Below are 23,810 nucleotides of genomic sequence, written 5' to 3'. Positions count from 1 at the left end.
GAAAATGGATTGACGCGGATTTAGATCGCGCTTTCGGTTTTGGTGGTAGGCTGGGAATGTGGGGTGTAGCGGAGGGCGATCGAGGTTATGAATGAACGCTGAAGAACTTTTAGAAAAATACGCAGCAGGACAACGCCAGTTTTGGCTAGCAGAGTTAAGTGGGATAGACCTCAAAGGTGCAAATCTGAGTGGAATAGACCTAAAGAATGCAAATCTGTCGGGAGCTGATTTGAATGAGGCAAATTTGAACAATGCAAACATCGAAGGAGCAAACTTCAGTAGAGCATCTCTGCTAAAAACAAACTTAGTCGGGGTGAAAGGTAATGCCAACTTCAGTTTAGCAGACCTCAGCGGTGCTGACTTGAGTAGGGCAAATTTGTATGGTGCTAACTTAACTAATACGAAGTTAAACAATGCCAACTTGAGTGATGCGGAATTATTCGGCGCAGACTTAACTAAAACCTCATTGAAGGAAGCAAACTTAAGTAGAGCCAATCTGACAAGCTCAAAATTAACTGGAGCAAACTTGACAGGGGCAGAATTGAGTCAAGTGAACTTAAAGAGTGTTACTCTCCAAGATGTTAATTTTCAGAGAGCCAAGCTCCGAGGTGTCAATCTGTCTGGATTTAACTTATCAGGAATGAATCTGACTGAGGCGGATCTTAGTGCAGCAGACCTCACAGGGACTAATTTGAAAAAAGCCTCTATGAAAAGGACAAATCTAAAAAAAGCTAGCCTTAAACAAGCAAGTATAATGCTAGCAAATTTGGAGGAAGCCAACTTTCAGGAAGCAGACTTAACTGATGCTAAGACTTATGGTTGGAATATTAAAAATGCAGACTTCACTGGTGCTATAATGCCCGATGGAGAAACCTACGAGCCTGACACTTCCGAACCAGAAACCTCCGATCAAGAAATCTCCAGCCCAGAAACCTTTCAACAAGAATCCCCAAAAGTGACATCTATGACGCGCAAAATTATTCGTACTGACAAAGCACCGGCACCCGTGGGCCCTTACAATCAAGCGATCGCCGCTACGGGCACTATGCTGTTTGTAGCTGGCCAAATTGCGATCGATATTAGACTAAACGATATTGTCTACACCGACGATGTGGCAAAACAAACCGAACAAGTTATGGCAAATCTCGAAGCGATTCTCACAGAAGCCGGCGCTACTTGGTTGGATGTCGTAAAAACTACGGTTTTCCTCAAAGATATGAATGATTTTGCCGCTGTGAATGCGGTTTATGCGAAATATTTTGATGCGGAAACTGCACCGGCGCGGGCTTGTGTAGAGGTTTCGCGTTTGCCGAAAGATGTGTTAGTTGAAATTGACTGTATTGCTGTGATTTGATTTCATCTTCTTTTAGATGCCAGACTTTTTCAAGAAGTCGGGCATCTGGATATTATGTTTTTTTAATGTTTTTGCAGTTGGGAAACTTGAATCTTCGGCAATTCTTTCCATTCGGGATCAATAGGTGAGTAGCAACAGTAGCACACCGCTAAACAGTCATATTCAGCATTCGGAATTTCAGGCCTGTACTCCTCTACGCGCGAAACCTCCCAATCTCCCCAGCGAACGTGAGTGCTCGCAGCAGGAGATTTAGGATCTGCACTCTCTTTAAATTGGCCAAAGTTTCGCAGGCGATCGCCCGTTTTAGGCAGAGGTTTGTTTGAGTAGTCGTAGTGTTCCGCTAGGATACTCGTGAGAGCACCTGTATGGGAAAGCGATCTATCCTCCCATCCAAGGGAAGAAAGCGATTCTGTTTTGAAAATGATCAACCGTTTTGGCATTAATTTATGCCTCCCTCTAACATACTTTATATTTTATTCAGTCCGCGTAGGCGGACTTCGTTTCTGTAGTTGCGGTTTCAACCGCCGAATGATAAAAGAGATAACTTTATATTTTTTTGAGTCCCCTCTCTGCTGAGACTTCATTTATGTAGTAGCGGTTTCAACCGCAGAGGGTAAAGTGCGCGACTGTATTAACTTCTACAGCCGATCGCACTTTTGTCGATCTGTCGCTGTCGCGCACCCTACTCCTAAATCAATCTGAAACAATCAGATTTAATCTCAATTAGCAATTAGCAATTACTAATCACCAGTTACTAATTAGCAATTAGCAATTACTCTACAAGTAATTACCAATTACCAACCGTAAACTATTTATTCAACGCTTCGCGGGCGGCTACCGCTTCGTCGGGATGAATATTCAAGCGGGTCAAATTAATTCGACCTTTATTGTCAATTTCTCGCACTTTGACAATCACTTCATCGTTCACAGCTAACTCGTCTTCCACTTTGCCAACGCGGTAGTCGGCTAACTGGGAAATGTGAATCATTCCTTCTTTTCCGGGCAAAATTTCGACAAAAGCGCCGATCGGAATAATTCGAGTTACGCGGCCGACATACACATCTCCTGCATTTAACTTGCGCGTCATGCCTTGGACAATGTTGTAAGCCCGCTGAGCTTTTTCGCTGTCGTTACCGGCAATTGTCACGGTTCCGTCGTCTTCGATGTCTATTTTGACACCGGTTTCTTCGGTGATGGCTTTGATCGTTTTGCCACCTGGTCCAATTACCAAACCGATAAATTCTGGATCGATTTTCAGGGTTAGCAAACGCGGTGCAAACGGCGACATTTCCTTGCGGGGAGTGTCGATGGTTGACAGCATTCTTTCTAAAATGTGCAGTCTGGCCGGTTTGGCTTGGCGGATGGCGGTGGCAATCACATCTAGGGGTAAACCTTTGATTTTCATGTCCATCTGCAAAGCAGTAATCCCGGTGTCGGTACCGGCTACTTTGAAGTCCATGTCGCCTAAAAAGTCTTCAATTGCCTGAATGTCAGTCAAAATTCGGACTTCATCGCCTTCTTTAATTAAGCCCATTGCCGCGCCGCTGACGGGTTGGGATAGGGGAACGCCTGCATCCATTAAGGCTAGCGTTGAGGCGCAAACTGAACCCATTGAGGTGGAACCGTCGGAAGAAAGGATTTCTGAAACTACGCGAATCACGTAGGGGAAATCTTCTTTGGATGGCAAAACGGGCAGTAAAGCGCGTTCTGCGAGGGCTCCGTGACCGATTTCTCGCCTTCCGGGCGATCGCATCGGCTTGGTTTCTCCTACCGAAAACGGCGGGAAATTGTAGTGGTGGAGGTAGCGTTTGTCTTGCTGCGGGTGCAAGTCGTCTCCTAAGTCTTGGGCGTCGCCTGGGGTTCCCAGGGTAGCTGCAGACAAGACTTGGGTTAACCCCCGATTAAACAACGCACAGCCGTGTACTCGCGACGGCAGCACGCCTACGCGACAAGAAACGGGTCGCACCTCGTCTAGCTTGCGGCCGTCTACGCGGACGCCATCTTCGAGGATTTGCTTCCGCATCATTTTTTTGGTAACGTCTTTGAAAACGTTGCCGATCGCCTTGGTGTTGGCGGTGGCGGCTAGTTTTACCGGATCGTCTTCGGCAAGTTCGGCGATCGCAGCTTCGACTTCATTTGCCTTAACTTCGTCCAATGCTGCATTCCGTATTGTTTTGTCTTTTTCAAATCTTGACAAAATGATGCGGATGGGTTCTTGGGCGCGATCGCGAATAAAGTTTTCCAGGGCGGAATCTTGCGAGGGCCGTTCCTCTACCACCAAATCGATGCCCAATTCGGCCATAATTTCGCGCTGGGCTTGAATCAAGTCACAGGCTGCTTCATAGCCGAAGTCGATCGCCTCGATGATATCCTGTTCCGGCAATTGGTTAGCGCCGGCTTCTACCATGATTACTCCGTCAGGAGAACCGGCTACCACGAGATCCAACTCGCCTTCTTTGATTTCGCTGTAGGTGGGGTTGATGATGAAATCGTCTCCTACCAAACCGACTCGTACTGCCGCCATCGGCCCGTAAAACGGCATTTTCGCCAGCAGTATCGCCACCGAAGCCCCCGTCACCGCCAAAACGTCCGGTGGTACTTGTTCGTCCATCGAAACCGTTGTGGCTACAACTTGGATGTCATCTCGCAGCCAGCTTGGAAATAGCGGACGCAGCGGTCGATCGATCAAACGGCCAGTCAAAGTCACTTTTTCTGGGGGACGCCCTTCCCTGCGTAAAAACCCACCGGGAATTTTACCGCCAGCGTAGAGTCTCTCTTCGTAATCCACCAACAGGGGCAGGAAATCAATTCCTTCTCTCCCCTGCGATCGAGTCGCTGTCACTAAAACCGCCGTGTCACCCGACTGAATCAAAACTGCACCGCCTGCTTGAGGCGCTAGTAAACCAATCTTCAGTCTAATATCCCGTCCATCGAAGGATATTGACTTGTCTATCTCTACCATGTAGCACTGCTTCCTTATCTACCACATTCTTTCTCTGTCGGGATCGTAACATTACCACAGGATGTTTGAGAGTCCGACGCCAAAAGACTGGGATAATCGCCTCGCGATCTACTGTCTGCGTCTGGCTTATAAGCATTTATACTCTCGAATTATTTTTTGCACTCAGGGGTCGATTCTCCGGTCGATCGTCCGCTAAACGCCTTCCATAGATGGTAGGATGAATTTTCGTTTGGGAATTGGGACGTTGAAGGCAGAAGGAACAGGGATTTAGTTATCTAGGCCAGGGAATAAGCCGTAAGGTGCTTAGGTTGCACCCTACATACATCTTGCACCATTCTCAAGAACGGGCTCTCCGGCCCGTTCCACATAAAGATAAATTTTCTTGTGGAACAGGCATCTTGCCTGTTCATAAAAGCCTAATTGAGAATGGTGCAATATCTAAGGGATGAGAATTAAATAAAATCCACTTTTCCTGACTGTTGTGGGATGGGCGTCCCGCCCGTCCTTTCTGGGCGGGCGGGACGCCCATCCCACAAGAAAAAAGGGAAATTATTTAATTGACGATCCTAAGTTGCACCCTACATATACAGGTTCTACCTAAGTCCTGTCTGGCTCAAAATATCCTTTGTTAGTTTAAAATTTTATTCATAAATTCCATATAAATGCTGTAGTCAACCTCGCACTTAAATAAAAATATCAGGGGAAAAAACGATGGCAATTTTACACGGCAGTTGGCTACTAGAAAATGAAAAAGATTGCTTATTTATTTGGGGAGAAACTTGGCGAAAAATTGGTGCAATTGAAACCAGGGAATCGGGGATCAATTTACCGCATCCCTTAGCAATGACCGAATCGGAATTTAAGACTTTCCTAAATTCCTTGCAGCAGTCGGGAAAACTGGATTGGCAATTACCGGAAACCGCAGAAACTCCCCCGGAAAAAAGCAAAAAAACTAGGCGATCGCCCAAAAGCCCAAACGCAGAAATTCCCACCCAAGACTCCTCAATTCAAAAGGAAATTCGGGCGATCGCACTTCCCACCCAAATCTCAGAATCGAACGCAAATCTGATGCCGCAGCACTCAGCAGCAGCACTTGAGGAACCTGCCCAAACCGAGGAAATTTACCTTTATCCCTGGCAAGTCGAGGGTTTTTGTCTCAACCCTCAAGCAGCTTTTGTTTTCTTGCAATCACTACCGCTTAACAGCACGGAACCAGACTCTTTTGTCGGCTCAGATTTGCGTTTTTGGTCTCATATAGCTAGGTGGAGTTTGGATTTGTTGGCAAGATGCAAATTTTTGCCGGGATTGGAGAAACAGTCCGACGGTTCTGCTATTGCCAAATGGCAACCGCTGTTAGATAGTTCTACAGATACACTCCGCCTCGCCACTTTTGTCAAGCAAATGCCGACGGCTTGCAGAACATATCAATCGAAGGAAGAAGGCACGACACGGATTTTGACACGGATACACGGATTAAGGATCGATGAGCGTGACTCAGATGTTGAAGTCAGAGGGAAGAAGGCAGAAGAAGGGAGTCAATTGCCTTTAGCGGTGGATTTGCCGATGGGGGCGGAGGAATTGGTGTTAGGGTTTTTGAGCAGTATTGTAGATAGTCAAGTGCGATCTGCTGGTAGCTCTACTTTAGACATCAAAGCAGTTTCTCCTGTGCGCGACTGGCTGCAAGCTTTGCAGCAGGAATCTGGGAGAGTTCAAGTAGAAACAGCAGCATTGGAAAACTTGGCAACCAAGCTGAGTGCTTGGACTGCACCGCTGCAAAATCAATTATCTCAACAAAGTCAATTTCGCACTTGCTTTCAACTCATACCGCCGTCTCCTGGTAAAGCCAACTGGAATTTAAATTATTGCTTGCAAGCAGCAGATGAAAACGAATTTTTGGTAGACGCGACAACTGTTTGGAACAACTCTGTCGAGCGTTTGGCTTATGCGGGGCGGACAATAGAATTGCCTCAAGAAACTTTGCTTAGCGGCTTGGGTTTAGCCTCGAAACTTTATCCGTTAATTGAACCGAGTTTGCAAGCACAGCGGCCTCAATCTTGCCAATTAAATCCGCTGCAAGCATACGAGTTTATTAAGTCTGTAGCTTGGCGGTTTGCTGATAGCGGGTTGGGCGTAGTTTTGCCGCCGAGTTTGACAAAGACAGATGGTTGGGCGAGTCGTTTGGGTTTGAGCATTCAAGCGGAAACTCCGAAAGTGACTCCGGGCAAGGGGGGGTTGGGATTGCAAAGTCTGCTAAATTTTAAGTGGGAATTGACGATCGGCGGACAGCGCCTTTCTAAGGCAGAATTTGACAGATTGATTGCGTTGAATTCGCCTTTGGTGGAAATTAACGGCGAGTGGGTGGAGTTGCGCGCGCCGGATGTGAGGGCTGCTCAAACTTTTTTTGCCAGCCGCAAAGAGCAAATGACTCTTTCTTTGGAGGATGCTTTGCGTTTGGCGTCGGGCGATTCTCAGACGATCGAGAAATTGCCTGTGGTGAATTTTGAGGCGACGGGTCAACTTCAGGAATTGTTGAATACTTTGAGCGATAATCAAGCGGTAAGTGCGATCGCAACTCCGGCTAATTTCCGAGGACAATTGCGGCCTTATCAAGCGCTAGGAGCAGGCTGGTTAGCATTCTTAGAACGCTGGGGTTTGGGTGCTTGTCTCGCGGACGATATGGGTTTGGGCAAGACCATCGAGCTAATTGCTTTCCTCGTGCACTTACAAGAACAAAATTCTCTAGAAGCGCCAACATTACTGGTTTGTCCGACATCGGTATTGGGCAATTGGGAGCGGGAAGTCAAGAAATTTGGCCCGACGCTGAAAGTGTTAGTTCACCACGGAGACAAACGCGCTAAAGGCAAAGCATTTGCGACGGCAATTAAGGGAAAGGATTTAATCATTACCAGTTACGCCTTGGTGTTTCGCGATGCGAAAGAATTTCAAGGCATTAAGTGGCAAGGATTGGTTTTAGATGAAGCGCAAAATATTAAAAATTCCGAGGCGAAGCAGTCGCAAGCGGTGCGACAAATAGAGGCATCTTTTAGAATTGCGCTGACGGGAACTCCGGTGGAAAATAGACTGCAAGAATTGTGGTCTATTTTGGAGTTTCTCAATCCTGGCTATTTGGGGCCGCGCAATTTCTTTCAGCGCCGATTTGCAATTCCGATCGAGAAATACGGCGATCGAGAATCATTGCAGACTTTGCGATCGCTCGTTCGGCCTTTCATTCTCCGCCGCCTGAAAACAGACAAAGAAATCATCCAAGATTTGCCCGAAAAACAGGAGATGACTGTATTTTGTGGGCTGGCAAATCAACAGGCGATATTATATCAGAAAATAGTCGAAGAGTCAATAGCTGAATTAGAGTCAGCCGAAGGCATTCAGCGCCGGGGAATGATTCTGGCTTTGCTGGTAAAACTCAAGCAACTTTGCAACCATCCGGCTCTTGTGAAAGCAGAAGCTAAGCCGAAAGAATTGGAGATTAAGAGTCAGGAATCGGGGAAATTGCAGCGGTTGGTGGAAATGTTAGAAGAGGTGCTCGCTGAGGGCGATCGGGCTTTAATTTTTACTCAATTTGCTGAATGGGGAAAACTCCTGAAACCGCATCTAGAACAGCATTTAGGGCGGGAAGTTTTGTTTTTGTACGGAGGAATTCGGCAACAGCAGCGGGAAGAAATGATCGATCGCTTCCAGCACGATCCCCAAGGCCCACCGATTATGATTTTATCTTTAAAAGCAGGCGGCACAGGTTTGAACTTAACCAGAGCAACCCACGTTTTTCACTATGATAGATGGTGGAATCCCGCCGTTGAAAATCAGGCAACTGACCGCGTATTTCGCATCGGTCAAACTCGCAATGTACAAGTGCATAAATTTGTGTGCACTGGTACGTTAGAGGAGAAAATACACGATATGATCGAAAGTAAGAAAGCTCTAGCCGAACAAGTAGTCAGCGCCGGCGAAAACTGGCTCACCGAGCTAGATACAGACCAACTTCGCAATTTACTAATTCTCGATCGCAATGCTATCATAGAAACCGAAGAAGAATAATATGATTAATTAGCAATTCCCAACAGCACGACACGGATGTCACGGATACACGGATAGCTGTTTTTTCCTTTGTGACCGAAAGCATCCAGGATACCCGCCACGTGATTCATCCGTCCAGAAATAAAAAACCTGTATCCGATAAAGGAGCCCCGAATTTATCTCGCGCAAGTCAATGCTTCAATTCTAAAATCTAAAATCTAAAATCTAAAATCGATTGACTCCAGTATCCCAATTACCTGTTTGGCCAATGCCCGATGCCCAATTCCCAATTCCCGATTGAAGCCAGAAGGAAGAAGGAAGAGGGGAAGAGAAGGAGATAGGGAAAATTCCCTGTTTGGCCAATGCCCGGTTCCCAATTCCCAATTCCCTGTTTGGCCGATTCCCGATTCCCAATTCCCAATTCCCGATTCCCAAATCTAAAATCTAAAATCTAAAATCTAAAATCGAATGATTGACAGAGAATGGTGGACACAACAGTGGTTAGATTTAATCAATACCTACCGCTTCAAAAAGCGGTTAGAACGTGGCTGGCAATATGCGCGTGAAGGTAAAGTTCTCAGCATTAAATTTCCCAATCAAGAAGTAATTGCCATAGTTCAAGGAACTGATCCAAAACCATATCAAGTTTCTTTAGGTCTCGACACCTTAAGCGATGAAGATTGGGATTATGTGATTGAAAATATGTCGCAAAGAGCAGTTTTTTCAGCTAAATTACTAGCAGGAGAAATGCCGCACAATATTGAAGATGTATTTGCGGCCGCCGGCAAAACGCTATTTCCGTTAAGTTTATCTGATATTCGATCGCGCTGTAGCTGTCCTGACCCGAAAAACCCTTGCAAACACATCAGTGCAGTATACTACTTATTGGGCGATCGCTTCGGCGAAGACCCTTTCGTACTGTTTCAACTGCGCGGAAGAACTAAAGAGCAAATATTGACCGCACTCCGCCAAAGACGGGGTAAGGAAGGAGAGGAAAATACCCAGCTAAACAAGGGTGAAAATTCCCCTACTGCGAATTCTAAATTGCCGAAGGTCGATCGCTTTTGGGAATACAACCAGCAGCTAGAATCATCTTTAGTAGTCATTGTACCGCCGCCCAGCAGCGAAACAGTATTAGATATCTTAGGCCCAATCCCCCTCGCCACCGACGGAAAAGGAACCGCTAGCAAATCCTCGCCCGCATCAGACGCCCTGAAGCAGCATTTTAGCAAAATCTACCAAGCAGTTAGCCAGCAAGCAGTTTTAGCAGCACTGAAACGGGGCGAAGGAGATTAACCTAATTTACTCACACAGATGATAATAGGGAATATGGCTGATAACAAATCAGGCTTTAATACCCATTTTATTCTTTAGTTTCTCTCTGCTGGAACGATAGTTTTTGTAGGATTGGTTTCAACTCACATCTTGCATCATTCTCAAGAACAGGCTTTTCGGCCTGTTCCACAAAAGATAAATTTTCTTGTGGAACAGGCCGGAAAGCCTGTTCATAAAAAGCTGATTGATAATGGTGCAATATCTCAGTTTCAAGCGACGAGTCTTACTTTTTGCAGTTTCAGTTTACACTTCCCGCAAATTACTCATAATCTCTATCAATTCCTGGGGGCGTTTAATAAAAAAATCGGGATTGTGTGCCACCAAAGCCTCCTGAGAATTAAAACCCCAACCTACAGCAATTACCTTAATTCCGGTTTTTCGAGCAGCTTCTATATCTCTAATCTCATCTCCCACGTAAACGACTTGTTTAGGATTTATATGTTCTCTTTTTAGCCAGCTATTAATAACTTTATGTTTGCCAAAAGTTGAACCAGAGTAAATAAATGTAAAAGTGTCTGGCAAACCATTTTTTTCCAGCGATGCCAAGACGTTTTCTCGGGAATTAGATGTGATTATTCCCAGTTGAAATCCCTGTTTTTTTAAATCTAGTAAAACTTCTTTAATTCCCGGAAATAACTGAATATTGGGAATTTCGCTGCGTAACTCTGCTTTCAACATTCTAATCAACAGCGGGAATTTGAAGATAGAAATGCCAGAATACTGAAGGAGTTGCCAAGAAGTTAAATTGCTCAGTTGAGCGATTTGGTCTTTGGTGGCCGACTTAAAGCCTAATTCTACTGACAAACGGTTGGTGATGCTCAGAAGAATATCGATTGTATCTGCTAAAGTACCGTCAAAATCAAAAATAATTACTTGGGTCATTGGACAATAGCAAATAAGGAACGGAGGCTCATACAATTTTAGATTTTAGATTTTAGATTTTAGATTTTAGATGGGGAATGACTTACGGCAGAATGTATTGTCTCTTGGCGAGCCGTAAACACCCTAGGGTTATTATGTATAGGGTAAAGTGCCTCCTAAGCACGAAATTCTCAACTTTTAAGGGTTAATTTGATTTGCTCTTGCATTTCGCCGCAGCATTTCGGGTTTAATGCGCCGCAGCGCCGAAGCTGTAAATCTGCGGTTCCATTCCTCGTCGGAAATGTCGGCTAATTCTGCAAGTGTCGGCGCTATATTTTCAGGATAAGGCTCAAAGTCTGCCACATCAGTTGGTTTAGCAAATCGCTGATTCCAAGGACAAACATCCTGACAAATATCGCAACCTGCTACCCAGCCTTGTAAATTAGATGCAATTTCGTCGGGCAATTTTTCGGCTCGATTCTCGATCGTGTGATAAGCTATACATCGATCGGCATTAACCACAAAAGGCTCAGTAATCGCCCCCGTCGGACACGCCTCAATGCAGCGAGTACAAGTACCGCAATGTTCCGTATGGGACTCATCGGGCGCTAACTCCAAATTAGTCAAGATTTCGCCTAAAAACACCCAAGAACCGTATTCGCGCGAAATTACATTACCATTTTTGGCAATCCAGCCAATCCCGGCACGCTGCGCCCACATTTTATCCTGAATCGGCCCGGTATCAGCATAATACCGCGCTTCAATTCCCTCGCCTTGCGATCGCACCCAATTTGCCAAAACCTTCAGTTTTTTGTGCAAAATTCTATGGTAATCCCGCCCCCAACCGTAGCGAGAGATTTTAGCATATTCGACCGCTGCATCGTCCCCCTCCTCCCACAGGGGATTTTGGGGGCGTTGGTGAGCCGTGTAGTAGTTTATGGCGACACATATTAAGGACTGCACCTCTGGCATTATGAATCGAATATCCTGCCGCTTTGGGTTTGCCATCCATGCCATATCCGCCTGATAACCCTTGTCCAGCCAAGCTTGCAATCTTTGTTTTTCTAGATCTAAATCCGTGTCTGTTGAGGCTATCCCGACTTTGTGAAATCCCAACTCAAGGGCTTTTTGCTTAATGCGATCGCTATTAATTGATTTTTTCATCGGGTAAGGAACAATAGCACAAATTGCGCTATAAGTCTAGTAATTTTCAGATTAATTTGGGGACATAATTGATAATACTTCCACAATCTTTATATTTATAAATTTGAACTCTCAAATGTCAAAACTGTCACATAATTTAATTAAGGGAGAATTCGATTCGCAAATTCAAGTACGCAAGTAAAACCGACAGCGAATCCCACAGCATACATATGGCAGTTAGTATCCAATCAGCTCAATCTATCTTCTCGAACACCGAGATTGCGAGCGTTGTTCCGGCTACCACCGAAGCATTTTACAAACTCAGCGTTGAAGACCAACTAGCCTTGCTCTGGTATGCCTACACCGAAATGGGCGTTTCCATCACCGCAGCCGCTCCCGGAGTAGCCAGCATGGCGCTTGTTGAAGGCATCCTGAGCGAAATCAAGCAAATGTCGCCGGCTGCTCAAAGCAAAACCATGTTTGACCTAGCCAGCAACGCCGACACAACAATTGGCCGGATTTACACTTCTTTGCGCGTCAACACCAAACTCGGTTTCTGGTACGAGTTGGGACAGTTGATGAAACAGGGCGTTGTGGCTCCGATCCCCGCTGGCTATCAAATGTCTCCCGAAGCCACCACAGTTCTCGAAACCATCAAGAAACTAGATCCCGGCCAGCAAATTACCGTACTTCGCAACACCGTAGTTCACATGGGCTACGACCCCGATTTCAGCCAAGAGTACGGCAAACGCTCAGCCCCCCGCAGCACTCCCACCGCTCCAGAAGAGCGGGTGAAAACCCAAATTGAGGGTATCAGCGAGCAGACTGTCCTCAGCTACATCGACTACATGAACGCCTTCGACTTCACCCCAGCCGTCGGTTTATTTGCTGAAGAAGGTGCCCTGCAACCACCTTTCCAAAAGCCGATCGTCGGTCGCGACGCTATCCTCAACTATATGCGGGAAGAGTGCATCGGACTGAAAATGATGCCCCAGCAAGGCGTATCGGAACCCGCAGAAGATGGCTACCGCCAAGTGAAAGTCACTGGCAAAGTCGAAACTCCCTGGTTCGGCGCGAATGTGGGAATGAACATTGCGTGGCGGTTTATGCTCGATCCCCAAGGTCAAATTTTCTTTGTGGCGATCGACTTGTTGGCATCTCCTAAAGAATTGCTCAATTTGATGCGTAAATAGAATATTCGGGTTCGGTCTGTCAAACAGACTTGGCCAGAAACCCAGATGCCGTCAGGTGTCTGGGTTTCTATGATTTTATATATATAATTTGAAATTTTAGATTCAAGAATTGAAGGATGGGAAATGACTTATGGTATTAGGGTTTGCAGCTTGGCTACACTTGCATTTTTTGAAAGTAGTATTGATTTTGGTGGCTCCCAAAGCTGCGATCGACGCTCTCCGGTTCCTCCTTTTTTCGGAGAATTATTTTCCTAGCCCTACTTATATCTTTTGAGGGATTTGCTGCGACAAAGAGAATGATTACAGTATACTCATTCATCTAAAATCACTTGTTTTATGACCGCAACAACTCGACCTATTTTAACTACCTCTATAAAGATTGCAGGCATCACAAACCCAACGGTACAGCGATATTTTGAAACTTTAAACGCGGGCGATTTTGACGCGACGGCTAATTTATTTGCCCATGATGGGGTTCTGCACGCGCCGTTTGAAGATCCAATTATCGGCAGCATCTCGATCGCCACTTATCTCAAAAAAGAAGCGCGAGGAATGCAGCTAGAACCCCAGAAAGGTGTCAGCCAAATTTTAGAAGATGGCCAAGTAGAAGTTCAGGTCAGCGGCCGGGTGCAAACTTCCGCATTTGGTGTTAATGTCGGATGGCTGTTCTTGCTCAATTCTGACAAAAAAATCCTTTCAGTCACGGTCAAACTGTTAGCTTCTCCCCAAGAGTTGCTAAATCTGCGGTCACAAAAGAAATGAGATGTTTGATAAGGTGTTTAACATTTAAATTGTCTATTTTGGTTTGACCTGTCGATCGCAAGTAATAGCTAAAATCGTGCGATCGACAGGTAAATCGGCTATTTATCGCCAGCATGAGGCAGAAACCGGGTTTTTTACCCAAATCTCTGGTGAAGCGTCGCTAACTGTTCAAAAACCCGGTTTCTTGGGTCTTTGTGCGATCGGGACTTTACCCCTAAAATCTTACAGTCTCAAGCGAGAGGGACGATACTGCACGAAAAATTGGCTGTCACCGCAGCGCGTGCGACAGACAGCCAAAGCGAGTCTAAAAGTGCATTGTCAATCACTAATCACTCAGGACTAATGACTAATGACTAACGACTAATTAAGATTTTTCCGGCAAACTCGCTTCCAACTTGAGACAGTTGCGACCGTCTATTTGCAAAGTGTAGTCCACCCGATCCATAAGTCTGCTCATAATCAGCCAGCCGTAGCCGCTTTCCTGTTTAGCTTCCGGCCTCGGGGGATTGTAAGTATCCATTTCGTAACCTTTACCGTAATCCCAAATTTCTAAACCAATATCCCTATTTTTTAAATTCAAGCGAATTAACACGGGCAAATTGGGTTGATCTTTGTGAGCATGGCGGATCACGTTAGAATAGGCTTCTGCTAACACCAAGCGCAAACGATTCGACTGACGCGGCCAATCGACGTGCTCTCCTAGCTCTACTTCTAAACTGCTCAGCAACCAATTTTCAACAATTGTTAAAAACCGCAAGTCGCTTGGCACATGAAGCTCAGTATTCATAAAAAAATCCCGTAAGTTTGAAAACCCTGTGTCTTCCAGGTATGAAATACGACGCGCCGAATGGATTCGGCCTCAATACTTGTCGCTAATCGGGGGATAGGAGCCTTTTCTGTTTAAAAATCAGGCATTCGTCATTCGGTAGAAGGCAGAAGTTAAGAGTATAGTTGAAAACTTTTGTTATGGGCCTAAAGCCCCTTAACAATTGATAATTATACCGAGACTGCAAGCAGCGAGGTATAAAAAATCTGTGTTTCAATCCTTAGCTTTTAAGCGTTGGTTTTTTCTGACGAATGCCTTCTACCTTAACCCTTTACAGGTATTTAATCCCCCAGGAAAGCGATTCAGGAAACTAGCTGCGCCATCGCCGGCTAGGTTTTTTACTGTTGACGATAACGCCGTCCTTTGCAGGACTACTCTATGGGCCGTCAACAAGCAGGGCTTAAGTTTTTTCGGCTTTCACCCCCGACTATGCGTCGGGAGTCGCTGACAGATTCAAAGAACCTCCAGAGAGAGTATGGTTTGGTCGTCTTCCTGAACGGGATTGTCGGCTCGGATGTGAGCCAACAAATTATCCAAGTTGAAAGAACCAGGTTCCTGAATCAAGAGTTGCCAAAGCCCTTCTTGTTGTAGCATAGAACGGGTTGGTACACCCCCTGCGACCGCTTGACTTGTCACGCTAGCTTCAGTAATCCCGTCACTCGTCAGCAGAAATACATCTCCTGACTTTAATTCGATCGTACCTGCTTTGCCTCTCCAAACTGGTAGTATCCCCAAGGGAATGCCACGAGCTTTCAGGAAATTCGGCTCGGCTGGCGTTTTACCGCTAGCGGCTTGAGCTTTCACCTCCGAGTGAGACCAAACAATCGGGTAAATGTGACCGGCATTAGCAAAGGCGAGGTGTCCCGTTGACGGAGTGTAACGAGCTACAACCATTGTAATAAAATGGTTGTTGCCGATCAGGTCGTCAGACATACTGCTATTCATGTTCTGCATAACTCGATCGGGCTCTGGAGAAACTTCTTGGGAAAGTTCCCGCCGCATCACCGAAATCGCGCTAGCCATAAATAGAGCAGCCGGAACTCCCTTACCCGAAACATCTCCCACCGCTATCCAAATATCCCCTTGGGAGTGGACGTAGACTTCAAAAAAGTCCCCACCAACTTCCCGCGCGGGATAACAGCAAGCTTGCACCCTGACAGTTTCAAAATCCGGCCAACTTTGGCGCAACAAGTTTGTTTGGATTTGGCGAGCCACTTCCAACTCGTTTTGCATCTGCTTGGCTAAATCCAGAGTGCGCTGGTATAGCTTAGCTTGAGACAGTGCCAGAGCAGCTTGAGCTGCTACACCTTCTATTAACTCTATCTCTTCTGCCGACCAAGGGTTAGTGCCACCAATCTGGGACAAAGCCAGTACCGCCAGCAATTCTTGCTGGTAAGTCAGGGGCACGGCAATCTCAACCGAGTTACCATTCCCCCCACTGTTGGAGTTCACTTGAGTTTGGCGGGTGGCTACAGCTTGAACCAGCAAATTTTCATCAAAAGAAAAGCTACTGACTTCAGAGGTTTGGGCTTGGTAGGGGAAGGTACTGGGCAATAGTCGATCGGCTTCTACCGGCCGCAGCATACAATAGTTGGCTTCAAAAGTTTGACCTACGGTTTGAACAATAGTTTGTACCATACTAGAGTAATCTAGCGACCCGCGAATCACGCTCATTACCTCATTGAACAGAGATTCCTTGCGTAAAGCGCGGCGCAATGCAACGCTGCGCTGCTTGTAGTATTTGTAAGTATCTGAGGCTTGATTGATCACCAATTTGAGTTCTTCTGGATTCCACGGTTTGGTGATGTATTTGAAAACTTGACCTGAGTTGATGGCCTCAACCAAATCTTCAACATCGGTGTATCCCGTTAGCAGAATCCGAATCGTATCGGGAAATCGCTCGACTGTTTTCCCCAAAAACTCGGTGCCATTCATTTCTGGCATCCGCTGGTCAGATATAATCACCGCCATCTCGCCCTGTTCGTCTAGAACTTCCAGGGCGCTGAGGGCGCTATCTGCTTTGTAAACCTGAAAGTCGCGTCGAAACGTCCGGTACAATAAATCCAAGTTGTCGGGTTCGTCATCGACTACCATCAGTTTCAGCTTGCTTCCATCTCCCCGACTCATCTTTCTTCCCCCTTGAAAACCCCCACCATAGCTGTAATCAGCAAGGTGGCGGGAGGAAAAGGGGGGCTGGATATATGCAACATATCAGTTACGTCAAGTTGAGTTAAAGAAACCCGTTTTACCTCAAGGTGAGCATTCCTTTCGCACCATCTGTTCGCACAGATGAGAGGCTTTCGATACTGTAACCCGCCTCGGTAGGCCGCTTCAATAGGGAAAATTCCCGAGTCAGCTTTCACGCTGTGATACGAGCAATGACCTTGTTAGCAGTCGGTACTTTTCTAAACACACCAGCATTCAAAACGGCTAATTAATGCTCTGATTGCAGAGTTCTTAACTAGCTGGGCACTGTCCTCGGTGTGAATTTTAACACTTACTACTAACGCAGGTATTGCTACCTAAGTCTGGTCAACACCGGCTGTATTTCAAGCCCCACTGTACCCGGAGGGTTAGTGGTGGGTTGTTGGCGCTATTCCCTACATCTTTGCCGAATCGCACTTGATTGCTGCATTCAAGTCCCCCTAATCTCTGAACTTTTTGCAGCAAGCATATTACTACGACTGCCGAATCAAGTTAATCTTTCTGCCAGTCTGAGCTTAGCAGAACGAGAGCGGGGATTTCTAGCGACTTCTTCGGATTGCGGCACGATCGGCTTTTTTGTCAGTACCTGCAAATTGGGTGTTCCTCTGAGTTGGTGCTTGACTGGTCGGTCTTCGAGACTGTGAAATGTAATGATTCCGATTCTCCCACCGGGTTTTAACCACCGTGGGGCAAGGTTTAGGAAAGTTTCTAAAGACGCTAGTTCGGAGTTGACGGCTATCCTTAAAGCTTGGAAAGTACGGGTGGCCGGATGGATTCTGCCGTTGCGCTGCTTGGGGGGGAAGCTGGAGGCGATCGCCCCTGCAAGTTCTGTTGTAGTTTGAAAAGGACGGCTTTGCACAATCCGCCTCGCGATGCGCCGCGACAGTCGCTCCTCGCCGTACTTGTAAATAATATCTGCTAGTTTAACTTCTTCCCAGTGGTTGATAATCTCTTCTGCCGTCAAAGATTGCTGCTGGTTCATACGCATATCTAGTTGAGCTGGGTGGCGAAAACTAAATCCCCGTTCCGGTGTATCGAACTGAGCAGAGCTGACGCCCAAGTCTGCTATGATACCATCAAATTCGGCCTCTGGGGACTGATATTCAGCAAAGTTGCCGTGCCAAAACTCAACAGGCGAGTTGGCAAATCGGGCTTGGCAAAAACGGATGGCTTGTTCGTCGCGGTCGATCGCCACCACTGTAACATCTGGCGCCGCCGCTAAAATCAAACTCGTGTGTCCGCCGCCCCCAAGCGTCGCGTCCAAATAGCGGCCGCCGGGACGCACAGCCAAACCCGCAATTAACTCGCTTCCCAAAACTGGAACGTGATAGGTGTCAATACTGACATCCGATCCAAGGGTCTCCTTCTCAGAGAGCTCGATATCCTTCATAATCATAAAAGCCAAACAAAAATCAACAATAGCTAGTAATCATTAATTCATTTAATTATGTCAAGAATTGAGACTAGAACCGAACCGATGGTGCTCAACATGGGGCCGCACCACCCATCCATGCACGGGGTACTCCGGCTAATCGTCACCCTAGACGGGGAAGATGTGGTGGACTGCGAGCCTGTTTTGGGCTATCTGCACCGGGGGATGGAAAAAATCGCCGAAAACCGCACCAACGTGATGTACGTGCCCTACGTGAGCCGCTGGGACTACGCTGCGGGGATGTTTAACGAAGCGGTGACAGTGAATGCACCGGAAAAGTTGGCAAATATTGCTGTCCCCAAACGGGCTAGTTATATTCGGGTAATCATGCTGGAGTTGAACCGGATTGCTAACCACTTGATGTGGGTAGGGCCGTTTTTGGCCGACGTGGGCGCGCAAACTCCTTTTTTCTATACTATGCGCGATCGCGAACCAATTCTCGACTTGTGGGAAGCAGCGACCGGTTATCGCATGGTTAATAATAACTATTTCCGCATTGGCGGAGTAGCCGCCGATTTGCCCTACGGTTGGGTAGATAAGTGCCAAGATTTCTGCGATTATTTCGTTCCCAAAATTGACGAGTACGAACGTTTAATTACCAACAATCCAATCTTCCGCCGCCGGATTGAAGGGCTGGGTACTATTTCTCGCAACGAAGCGATTAACTGGGGACTTTCCGGCCCCATGTTGCGCGGTTCCGGCGTAAATTGGGATTTGCGGAAAGTTGACCATTACGAATGTTATGACGACTTCGACTGGGAAGTTTGTACCGAAGCTGCTGGCGATTGTTTAGCCCGGTATTTAGTACGGATTCGGGAGATGCGCGAGTCGGTTAAGATTATCAATCAAGCCTTGAAAGGACTCCCCGGCGGCCCTTACGAGAATTTAGAAGCGAAGCGCTTAGAAAGCGGGCCAAAATCTGAATGGAATGGTTTTGACTATCAGTTTATTGGCAAAAAAGTGGCGCCGACTTTTAAGATTCCCAAGGGCGAACATTATGTCCGCGTTGAAAGCGGCAAGGGTGAGCTGGGGATTTATATTATCGGGGATGATACTGTGTTTCCTTGGCGCTGGAAGATTCGGGCTGCGGATTTTAATAATTTGCAGATTTTGCCTCACATTGTGCGCGGCGTGAAGATTGCCGATTTGGTGGCAATTTTGGGGAGTATCGACATTATTATGGGCTCGGTTGATAGGTAGGTTTTGTCGGTTTTTATCTAAGAAATTAACCCGGTTTTTTTAGGGAACCGGGTTGATTTTTTTGAACCGCAGATAAACGCGGATAAACGCCGATCGATCTCGATTAATATTGCTCTTAACGTCGCTAAAATGTACCTTATTTCTCTCTTCTCTCTTCCTCTGTGCCCTCTGCGCCCTCTGCGGTTAATAAAAAAAATCTCTCCTTCACAAATGAAATAACATCAACTTTAATTCGATAAATTATGAAAGTTCAGCAATCAGATATCAATGACAGCAACCCGGAACTCTGCGCTTTAATCTGCGAAAGAATTGCCGCCAGTCCCCAGCAGCGTATTACTTTTGCTGAATATATGGATTTGGCATTATATCATCCGCAGCACGGTTATTACAATAGCGATCGCCCGTCGATCGGCAAACAAGGCGATTTTATCACTTCGTCTCATTGGGGTGCTGATTTTGCGGAGGTTTTGGCGGATCAGTTTGTGGAAATGTGGGAAATTCTCGCCAAACCTCAAAACTTCGCGATCGTAGAAATGGGCGCTGGGCGGGGAAATTTTGCCGAAAATGTGCTGCAATATCTGCAACGGCAACATCCCGATTTCTTTCATATTTTAGAATACATTATTATTGAACTTTCCCCTGGGCTCCAAGCGGAACAGCGGCAAACTTTAGCCGATATTAAGTGTGTTAAGTGGTGTAAGTGGGATGAGATAGTTAATAATTCAATTGTCGGTTGTTTCTTTTCTAACGAGTTAGTGGATGCTTTGCCAGTGCATCAATTTATTCTGGAAGAAGGGCAAGTTAGGGAGATTTATGTTGCCGCAGAAACCCCAAAAAATGAACAAGAAGAGATAAATTTTGTTGAAGTAATTGGCGAAGTTTCCACCCCTAAAATTGCCGAATATTTGGATTTGGTAAGCATCGATTTGTCGGCGAGTGCTTATGGGGATGGTTATCGCAGTGAAGTAAATTTGGCGGCTTTGGACTGGATGAGTACAGTTGCTCAAAAGTTGCAGCGGGGATATTTGTTAACTATTGATTACGGCCATCCGGCGCACCGCTATTACAATCCGAGGCGCAGGGAGGGGACGCTACAGTGTTATTATCGCCACCGATATCACAATAATCCTTATATTAATGTGGGGCGGCAGGATTTAACGGCTCATGTTAATTTTACGGCGTTGGAAAGGCAGGGTGAATTGTGCGGTTTGGATGTGGTAGGGTTTACTCAGCAGGCTTTGTTTTTGATGGCGTTGGGTTTGGGCGATCGTATTGCTTCTCTATCAACAAATGATGCGGAAGTATTGGATGTGGCAACGTTTTTGCGGCGACGGGAGGCTTTGCATCAGTTAATCGATCCGATGGGTTTGGGGGGTTTTGGGGTTTTGGTGCAGTGTAAAGGGTTGAGGGAGGAGGAGAAGGGGAGAATTTTGAAGGGTTTGATGGTGCCTGATTGATTATTCCAAATTGATTATTAACTAATTTAATAGTTGAGATTTTTGGAACCGCAGATGAACGCTGATTAACGCTGATGTAATTTTGATTGATTCTGTATCCACCCAAATTATTGTCATGCAACCAATACCGGATGATTGAGTTTGCGCGAAGCATACAAAAGAGATGCTCTCAGATCGTCTGCTTCAAGATCGGGCATTTCTTCTAGTATTTGTTCCGCACTCAAACCAGCCACAAATAAGTCCAGTACGTCTGATACCCGAATTCTCATGCCGCGAATGCAAGGGCGACCGCCACACTGTCTAGGATTAACCGTGATTCTGGCGAATAGATATGACATTAAAGTTAGCTCCTACAACGCTTAGTTATAGTATGAATGAGTGCGCTCGTAATTGTCAATAACTGGATTCCCATGATTATTAACTAATTAAGCTGTACCAATTACTTTGGTCATCACTTAAGCGCACTGACTCAACGGCGGAAAATCCCATTTCCCTGAATATAAAGTAGATGGTAGCTTTAAACAATAGGCAGCAGGAACCACCTCGATCAACCACCAATTAAACATATCTCGTTGAGCCGCAGCAAAACCAGAAATAGCATCTCCGGTAATGGCATCATACAAAATATCCAAGATGGCATTATAAGCTGTTTTCGTGTTGAGTGTTTGCAGCAACCCATAGAAAATATTATAAGCTTCGTCAGTAGCTTGATATTTTCCAATTTTGTCGATATGAGGAAACAATGTGTCAGCCCAAGTTTCGGGAATTTCACCGCCATCTTTTAGCCAACAAGATATAATTCCTTCAACGATATCAGCCTTGTGTTCTTCAGGAAAGTAATGTTTAATGGTCGGTTTAGCTGCTAATGCTATTCCATAAGCCATATAGACGTATCGCTGATGAGATATTGCATCATTAGGCATTCCAAAGGCCGTCATTACTTGTACAAAAGCTTCTTCTACATCGCTGTTTCCGCCTCTTTCGTATAAATCGTCATATTTTCTATCCCAAACCGTGCGAAGTGTTTGCTGTAATTGCTCAGGAATATCTGAGTTGCTGGGCAATTTAAAATCGGTGTAGTGACCTAGAGCAAACTTTATCATTGACTTTCCCTCCTTATGTATTTTCCTTGATCGTCAACTAATATCAAGCTAGTTTTAAGATTAATATCACTTCCATTCTACCTTACCCAGAGAAGCCAGTAAAGCCTTCCTTGGCTCTACTGGCTTTTGATCCTATATTTCTACGGATATGGCTCCTCGTAGAAGATAATCACTTCAATGTTGGGGAACCACCTAGCAAAGTCTTCATTGCAGGTAGTGTAGCAGCCAGAACACATATTCCGGCGCGTGTAAAGGTAAAGCCTTCCTGTCGCCTCCGAAGGTACACTATCTCGTTCCAACTCTGCTGCAAGTGCATTGAAGAGCTTGTACTCAGCGTGTTTTTCGTTATAATTATTATTGAATGATGCTCTGTCAATCCTTGGTTCAAACAGCAACTTTGGCCCATTGTTTTCACCTGGAATATTCAGAGGCTTTTTCTTGCTAGTAGCTTCTTCTCTATAAACTCTACCGGTTGGGAGTTCTAGTTTGGCAACAGCAACATTACCAGAGTCGTTTTTAATATAAGTCGATCGAACTTCTTGAGCCTTAGTTCGCAGTTCCTCTACGATATCCGCATGGCACTCAGGGATGCCTTCGGGATACTTGTAAGGAGGTGTCTTTCTAGAGGGGTTTCCTGTAGTTAAGTTTTTGTTCACGGGAGAAATAAGTAATTTTACTGGAGGCATCGATAAATAAAAATATATATAACCTGACTTAGACATAAGATTTAAGCTTCATCTGACTCAGGTATTTTGATTATACCACACTTTCAAATCAACTGCCAACTCTGCTCTGACACCTCTAATTCAGCCCATTTCAATCGCTCTTGAATTGACATTTCCTGCAACTTTTTACTCATTTCATATAAATCAACTTGCGGATAATCCCCCTTAAATAGCGGAATTAAAGACTGCACAACAGCAGCGATTCCCTGCGGCGGCACTGCATTGCCAATCTGCCGCCGTACTTCAGTCGTAGAACCTTCAAAAACAAAATCATCGGGAAAGGTTTGCAATCTTGCCCTTTCACGATTGGTCAAAGAACGCGGTTCTAAATAATGATAACCCCAAGTCCCGCCACCTCCACCAGCAATAATTGTCGATGATGGTTTATCTGGATGAATTCGCCGATAAACGTGACTGATCATGCCTTTGACATAGTATGGACTATCCTTGGGAATATCAGAAAAATTGCCTCCCGGTTTAATTCGATTTAAAATTTCAACGGTGCGGGCTTGAATTTTATGATGTTGGTTATTGTCCAGAACTGCTTCCACATTTTTGAGTGCTTCGCCCGCTGTTCGATATGGATTTTTGCGATTTTGACCGTATTCTGGCTGAGGATGCACAAAGTTAAATCCTGTATCCATCCGAAGGCCAACTAATAACACTCTTTGCCGAAATTGCGGAACTCCGTAATCCGCAAAGTTGTAGAGTTTAGGTTTAACTAAGTAGCCGGGAGCGATACTTTCAAAATCAGAAATTATTTGTTTTATTGCTTGATAATTATTTGCACTTAATAAGCCTTTGACATTTTCTGCTACAAAAGCTTTGGGCTTTTTTTTATTGACAAAATCGAGAAAGTATGTATATAAATTGCCTCTGGTTCCTTCCAGTCCGGGGCGTTTCCAAATTAGGGAGAAATCTTGACAGGGGAACCCTCCTATACATATTTCCGCTTCGGGAACTTGTGCAATGTCTATATTTTCTATGCTGTCGTTGATGATGACATCAGCAATGTTTCTGCTGAATGTTTTGCAGGCGTATTTATTGGAGTCGATCGCCCAAACTACCTCAAATCCGGCTTGATGGAATGGCAAATCCATGCCGCCGCAACCAGAAAATAAGGATATGAGTCGCGGTTTTTTTGTCCAGGCGATCGGCTGGAGACGTTCGATTAACATAGGAGTGTAAAGTTAGCCAAGGGCGGGCTGGATGCCCGCACC

The 23,810-nt window shown here is 45.7% G+C and carries 19 protein-coding genes; 8 read left to right on the top strand and 11 right to left on the bottom strand.

Features of this window, described 5'->3' with window-relative positions:
* Positions 1–91 precede the first annotated feature (91 nt).
* Entirely contained in the window at positions 92–1,354 is a 1,263-nt protein-coding gene (locus QT992_RS13410; RefSeq protein WP_333341353.1) for a Rid family detoxifying hydrolase, read from the top strand.
* Positions 1,355–1,416: 62 nt separating this feature from the next.
* Here QT992_RS13410 and QT992_RS13405 read toward each other — a convergent pair whose 3' ends face one another.
* Both QT992_RS13405 and QT992_RS13400 read right to left on the bottom strand, forming a co-directional pair.
* The gene (locus QT992_RS13405) at positions 1,417–1,794 is read right to left on the bottom strand and encodes a hypothetical protein (RefSeq protein ID WP_333317648.1); all 378 of its coding nucleotides are present in this window, start codon (positions 1,792–1,794) and stop codon (positions 1,417–1,419) included.
* Positions 1,795–2,162: 368 nt separating this feature from the next.
* Complete coding sequence (locus QT992_RS13400) at positions 2,163–4,316, bottom strand: polyribonucleotide nucleotidyltransferase (protein ID WP_333317650.1); 2,154 nt, start codon at positions 4,314–4,316, stop codon at positions 2,163–2,165.
* Positions 4,317–5,027: 711 nt separating this feature from the next.
* Here QT992_RS13400 and QT992_RS13395 point away from each other — a divergent pair.
* Both QT992_RS13395 and QT992_RS13390 read left to right on the top strand, forming a co-directional pair.
* Positions 5,028–8,369 carry a DEAD/DEAH box helicase gene (locus QT992_RS13395; protein ID WP_333377094.1) on the top strand — a complete coding sequence of 1,114 codons (3,342 nt, stop codon included), beginning with the start codon at positions 5,028–5,030 and terminating at the stop codon, positions 8,367–8,369.
* A gap of 447 nt (positions 8,370–8,816) precedes the next feature.
* Positions 8,817–9,644 (top strand): SWIM zinc finger family protein, encoded by an 828-nt coding sequence (locus QT992_RS13390; RefSeq protein WP_333317654.1) that lies wholly within the window; start codon positions 8,817–8,819, stop codon positions 9,642–9,644.
* 282 nt (positions 9,645–9,926) lie between these two features.
* Here QT992_RS13390 and QT992_RS13385 read toward each other — a convergent pair whose 3' ends face one another.
* Both QT992_RS13385 and queG read right to left on the bottom strand, forming a co-directional pair.
* Positions 9,927–10,565: an HAD-IA family hydrolase gene (locus QT992_RS13385; RefSeq protein WP_333317656.1), complete on the bottom strand. Its 639-nt coding sequence runs from the start codon at positions 10,563–10,565 to the stop codon at positions 9,927–9,929.
* 177 nt (positions 10,566–10,742) lie between these two features.
* Positions 10,743–11,708 carry a tRNA epoxyqueuosine(34) reductase QueG gene (gene queG / locus QT992_RS13380; RefSeq protein WP_333377092.1) on the bottom strand — a complete coding sequence of 322 codons (966 nt, stop codon included), beginning with the start codon at positions 11,706–11,708 and terminating at the stop codon, positions 10,743–10,745.
* Positions 11,709–11,917: 209 nt separating this feature from the next.
* On the opposite strand from queG, the gene QT992_RS13375 reads away from it, so the two are divergent.
* The 3 genes from QT992_RS13375 to QT992_RS13365 all read left to right on the top strand — a co-directional run bounded on the left by QT992_RS13375 (position 11,918) and on the right by QT992_RS13365 (position 13,985).
* On the top strand, positions 11,918–12,880 hold the full coding sequence (locus tag QT992_RS13375; protein ID WP_333317659.1) for an orange carotenoid protein N-terminal domain-containing protein: 963 nt from the start codon (positions 11,918–11,920) through the stop codon (positions 12,878–12,880).
* A gap of 336 nt (positions 12,881–13,216) precedes the next feature.
* Positions 13,217–13,642, top strand: a complete 426-nt coding sequence (locus tag QT992_RS13370; protein ID WP_333317661.1) for a nuclear transport factor 2 family protein — start codon at positions 13,217–13,219, stop codon at positions 13,640–13,642.
* 43 nt (positions 13,643–13,685) lie between these two features.
* Positions 13,686–13,985, top strand: a complete 300-nt coding sequence (locus QT992_RS13365) for a hypothetical protein (RefSeq protein WP_333317663.1) — start codon at positions 13,686–13,688, stop codon at positions 13,983–13,985.
* A 21-nt stretch (positions 13,986–14,006) separates the two neighbouring features.
* On the opposite strand, the gene QT992_RS13360 is transcribed toward QT992_RS13365, so the two are convergent.
* The 3 genes from QT992_RS13360 to rsmH all read right to left on the bottom strand — a co-directional run bounded on the left by QT992_RS13360 (position 14,007) and on the right by rsmH (position 18,063).
* Complete coding sequence (locus tag QT992_RS13360) at positions 14,007–14,429, bottom strand: ATP-binding protein (RefSeq protein WP_006633914.1); 423 nt, start codon at positions 14,427–14,429, stop codon at positions 14,007–14,009.
* 492 nt (positions 14,430–14,921) lie between these two features.
* The gene (locus QT992_RS13355) at positions 14,922–16,595 is read right to left on the bottom strand and encodes a SpoIIE family protein phosphatase (RefSeq protein ID WP_333317666.1); all 1,674 of its coding nucleotides are present in this window, start codon (positions 16,593–16,595) and stop codon (positions 14,922–14,924) included.
* 565 nt (positions 16,596–17,160) lie between these two features.
* Positions 17,161–18,063, bottom strand: coding sequence for a 16S rRNA (cytosine(1402)-N(4))-methyltransferase RsmH (rsmH, locus tag QT992_RS13350; protein ID WP_333317668.1), 903 nt, complete (start codon positions 18,061–18,063; stop codon positions 17,161–17,163).
* 57 nt (positions 18,064–18,120) lie between these two features.
* Here rsmH and QT992_RS13345 point away from each other — a divergent pair, with 57 nt between their 5' ends.
* Both QT992_RS13345 and QT992_RS13340 read left to right on the top strand, forming a co-directional pair.
* On the top strand, positions 18,121–19,305 hold the full coding sequence (locus QT992_RS13345; protein WP_333145322.1) for an NAD(P)H-quinone oxidoreductase subunit H: 1,185 nt from the start codon (positions 18,121–18,123) through the stop codon (positions 19,303–19,305).
* A 242-nt stretch (positions 19,306–19,547) separates the two neighbouring features.
* Positions 19,548–20,762: a class I SAM-dependent methyltransferase gene (locus QT992_RS13340; protein ID WP_333317670.1), complete on the top strand. Its 1,215-nt coding sequence runs from the start codon at positions 19,548–19,550 to the stop codon at positions 20,760–20,762.
* Between the two features lie 113 nt (positions 20,763–20,875).
* On the opposite strand, the gene QT992_RS13335 is transcribed toward QT992_RS13340, so the two are convergent.
* From QT992_RS13335 to QT992_RS13320, 4 genes are all read right to left on the bottom strand, one after another.
* Positions 20,876–21,100, bottom strand: coding sequence for a DUF433 domain-containing protein (locus tag QT992_RS13335; protein WP_333377090.1), 225 nt, complete (start codon positions 21,098–21,100; stop codon positions 20,876–20,878).
* A 117-nt stretch (positions 21,101–21,217) separates the two neighbouring features.
* Entirely contained in the window at positions 21,218–21,865 is a 648-nt protein-coding gene (locus QT992_RS13330; protein WP_333317672.1) for a hypothetical protein, read from the bottom strand.
* Positions 21,866–22,005: 140 nt separating this feature from the next.
* Positions 22,006–22,521, bottom strand: a complete 516-nt coding sequence (locus QT992_RS13325; RefSeq protein WP_333317673.1) for a deaminase domain-containing protein — start codon at positions 22,519–22,521, stop codon at positions 22,006–22,008.
* A 113-nt stretch (positions 22,522–22,634) separates the two neighbouring features.
* On the bottom strand, positions 22,635–23,768 hold the full coding sequence (locus tag QT992_RS13320; protein ID WP_333317674.1) for a DNA cytosine methyltransferase: 1,134 nt from the start codon (positions 23,766–23,768) through the stop codon (positions 22,635–22,637).
* Between the last annotated feature and the right edge of the window lie 42 nt (positions 23,769–23,810).

The organism is Microcoleus sp. T3_D1 (genome assembly GCF_036700405.1).
Lineage (GTDB): Bacteria > Cyanobacteriota > Cyanobacteriia > Cyanobacteriales > Microcoleaceae > Microcoleus.
The sequence above is the reverse complement of the archived record's forward strand: the minus strand, read 5'-3'. Positions and strand labels throughout refer to the sequence as shown.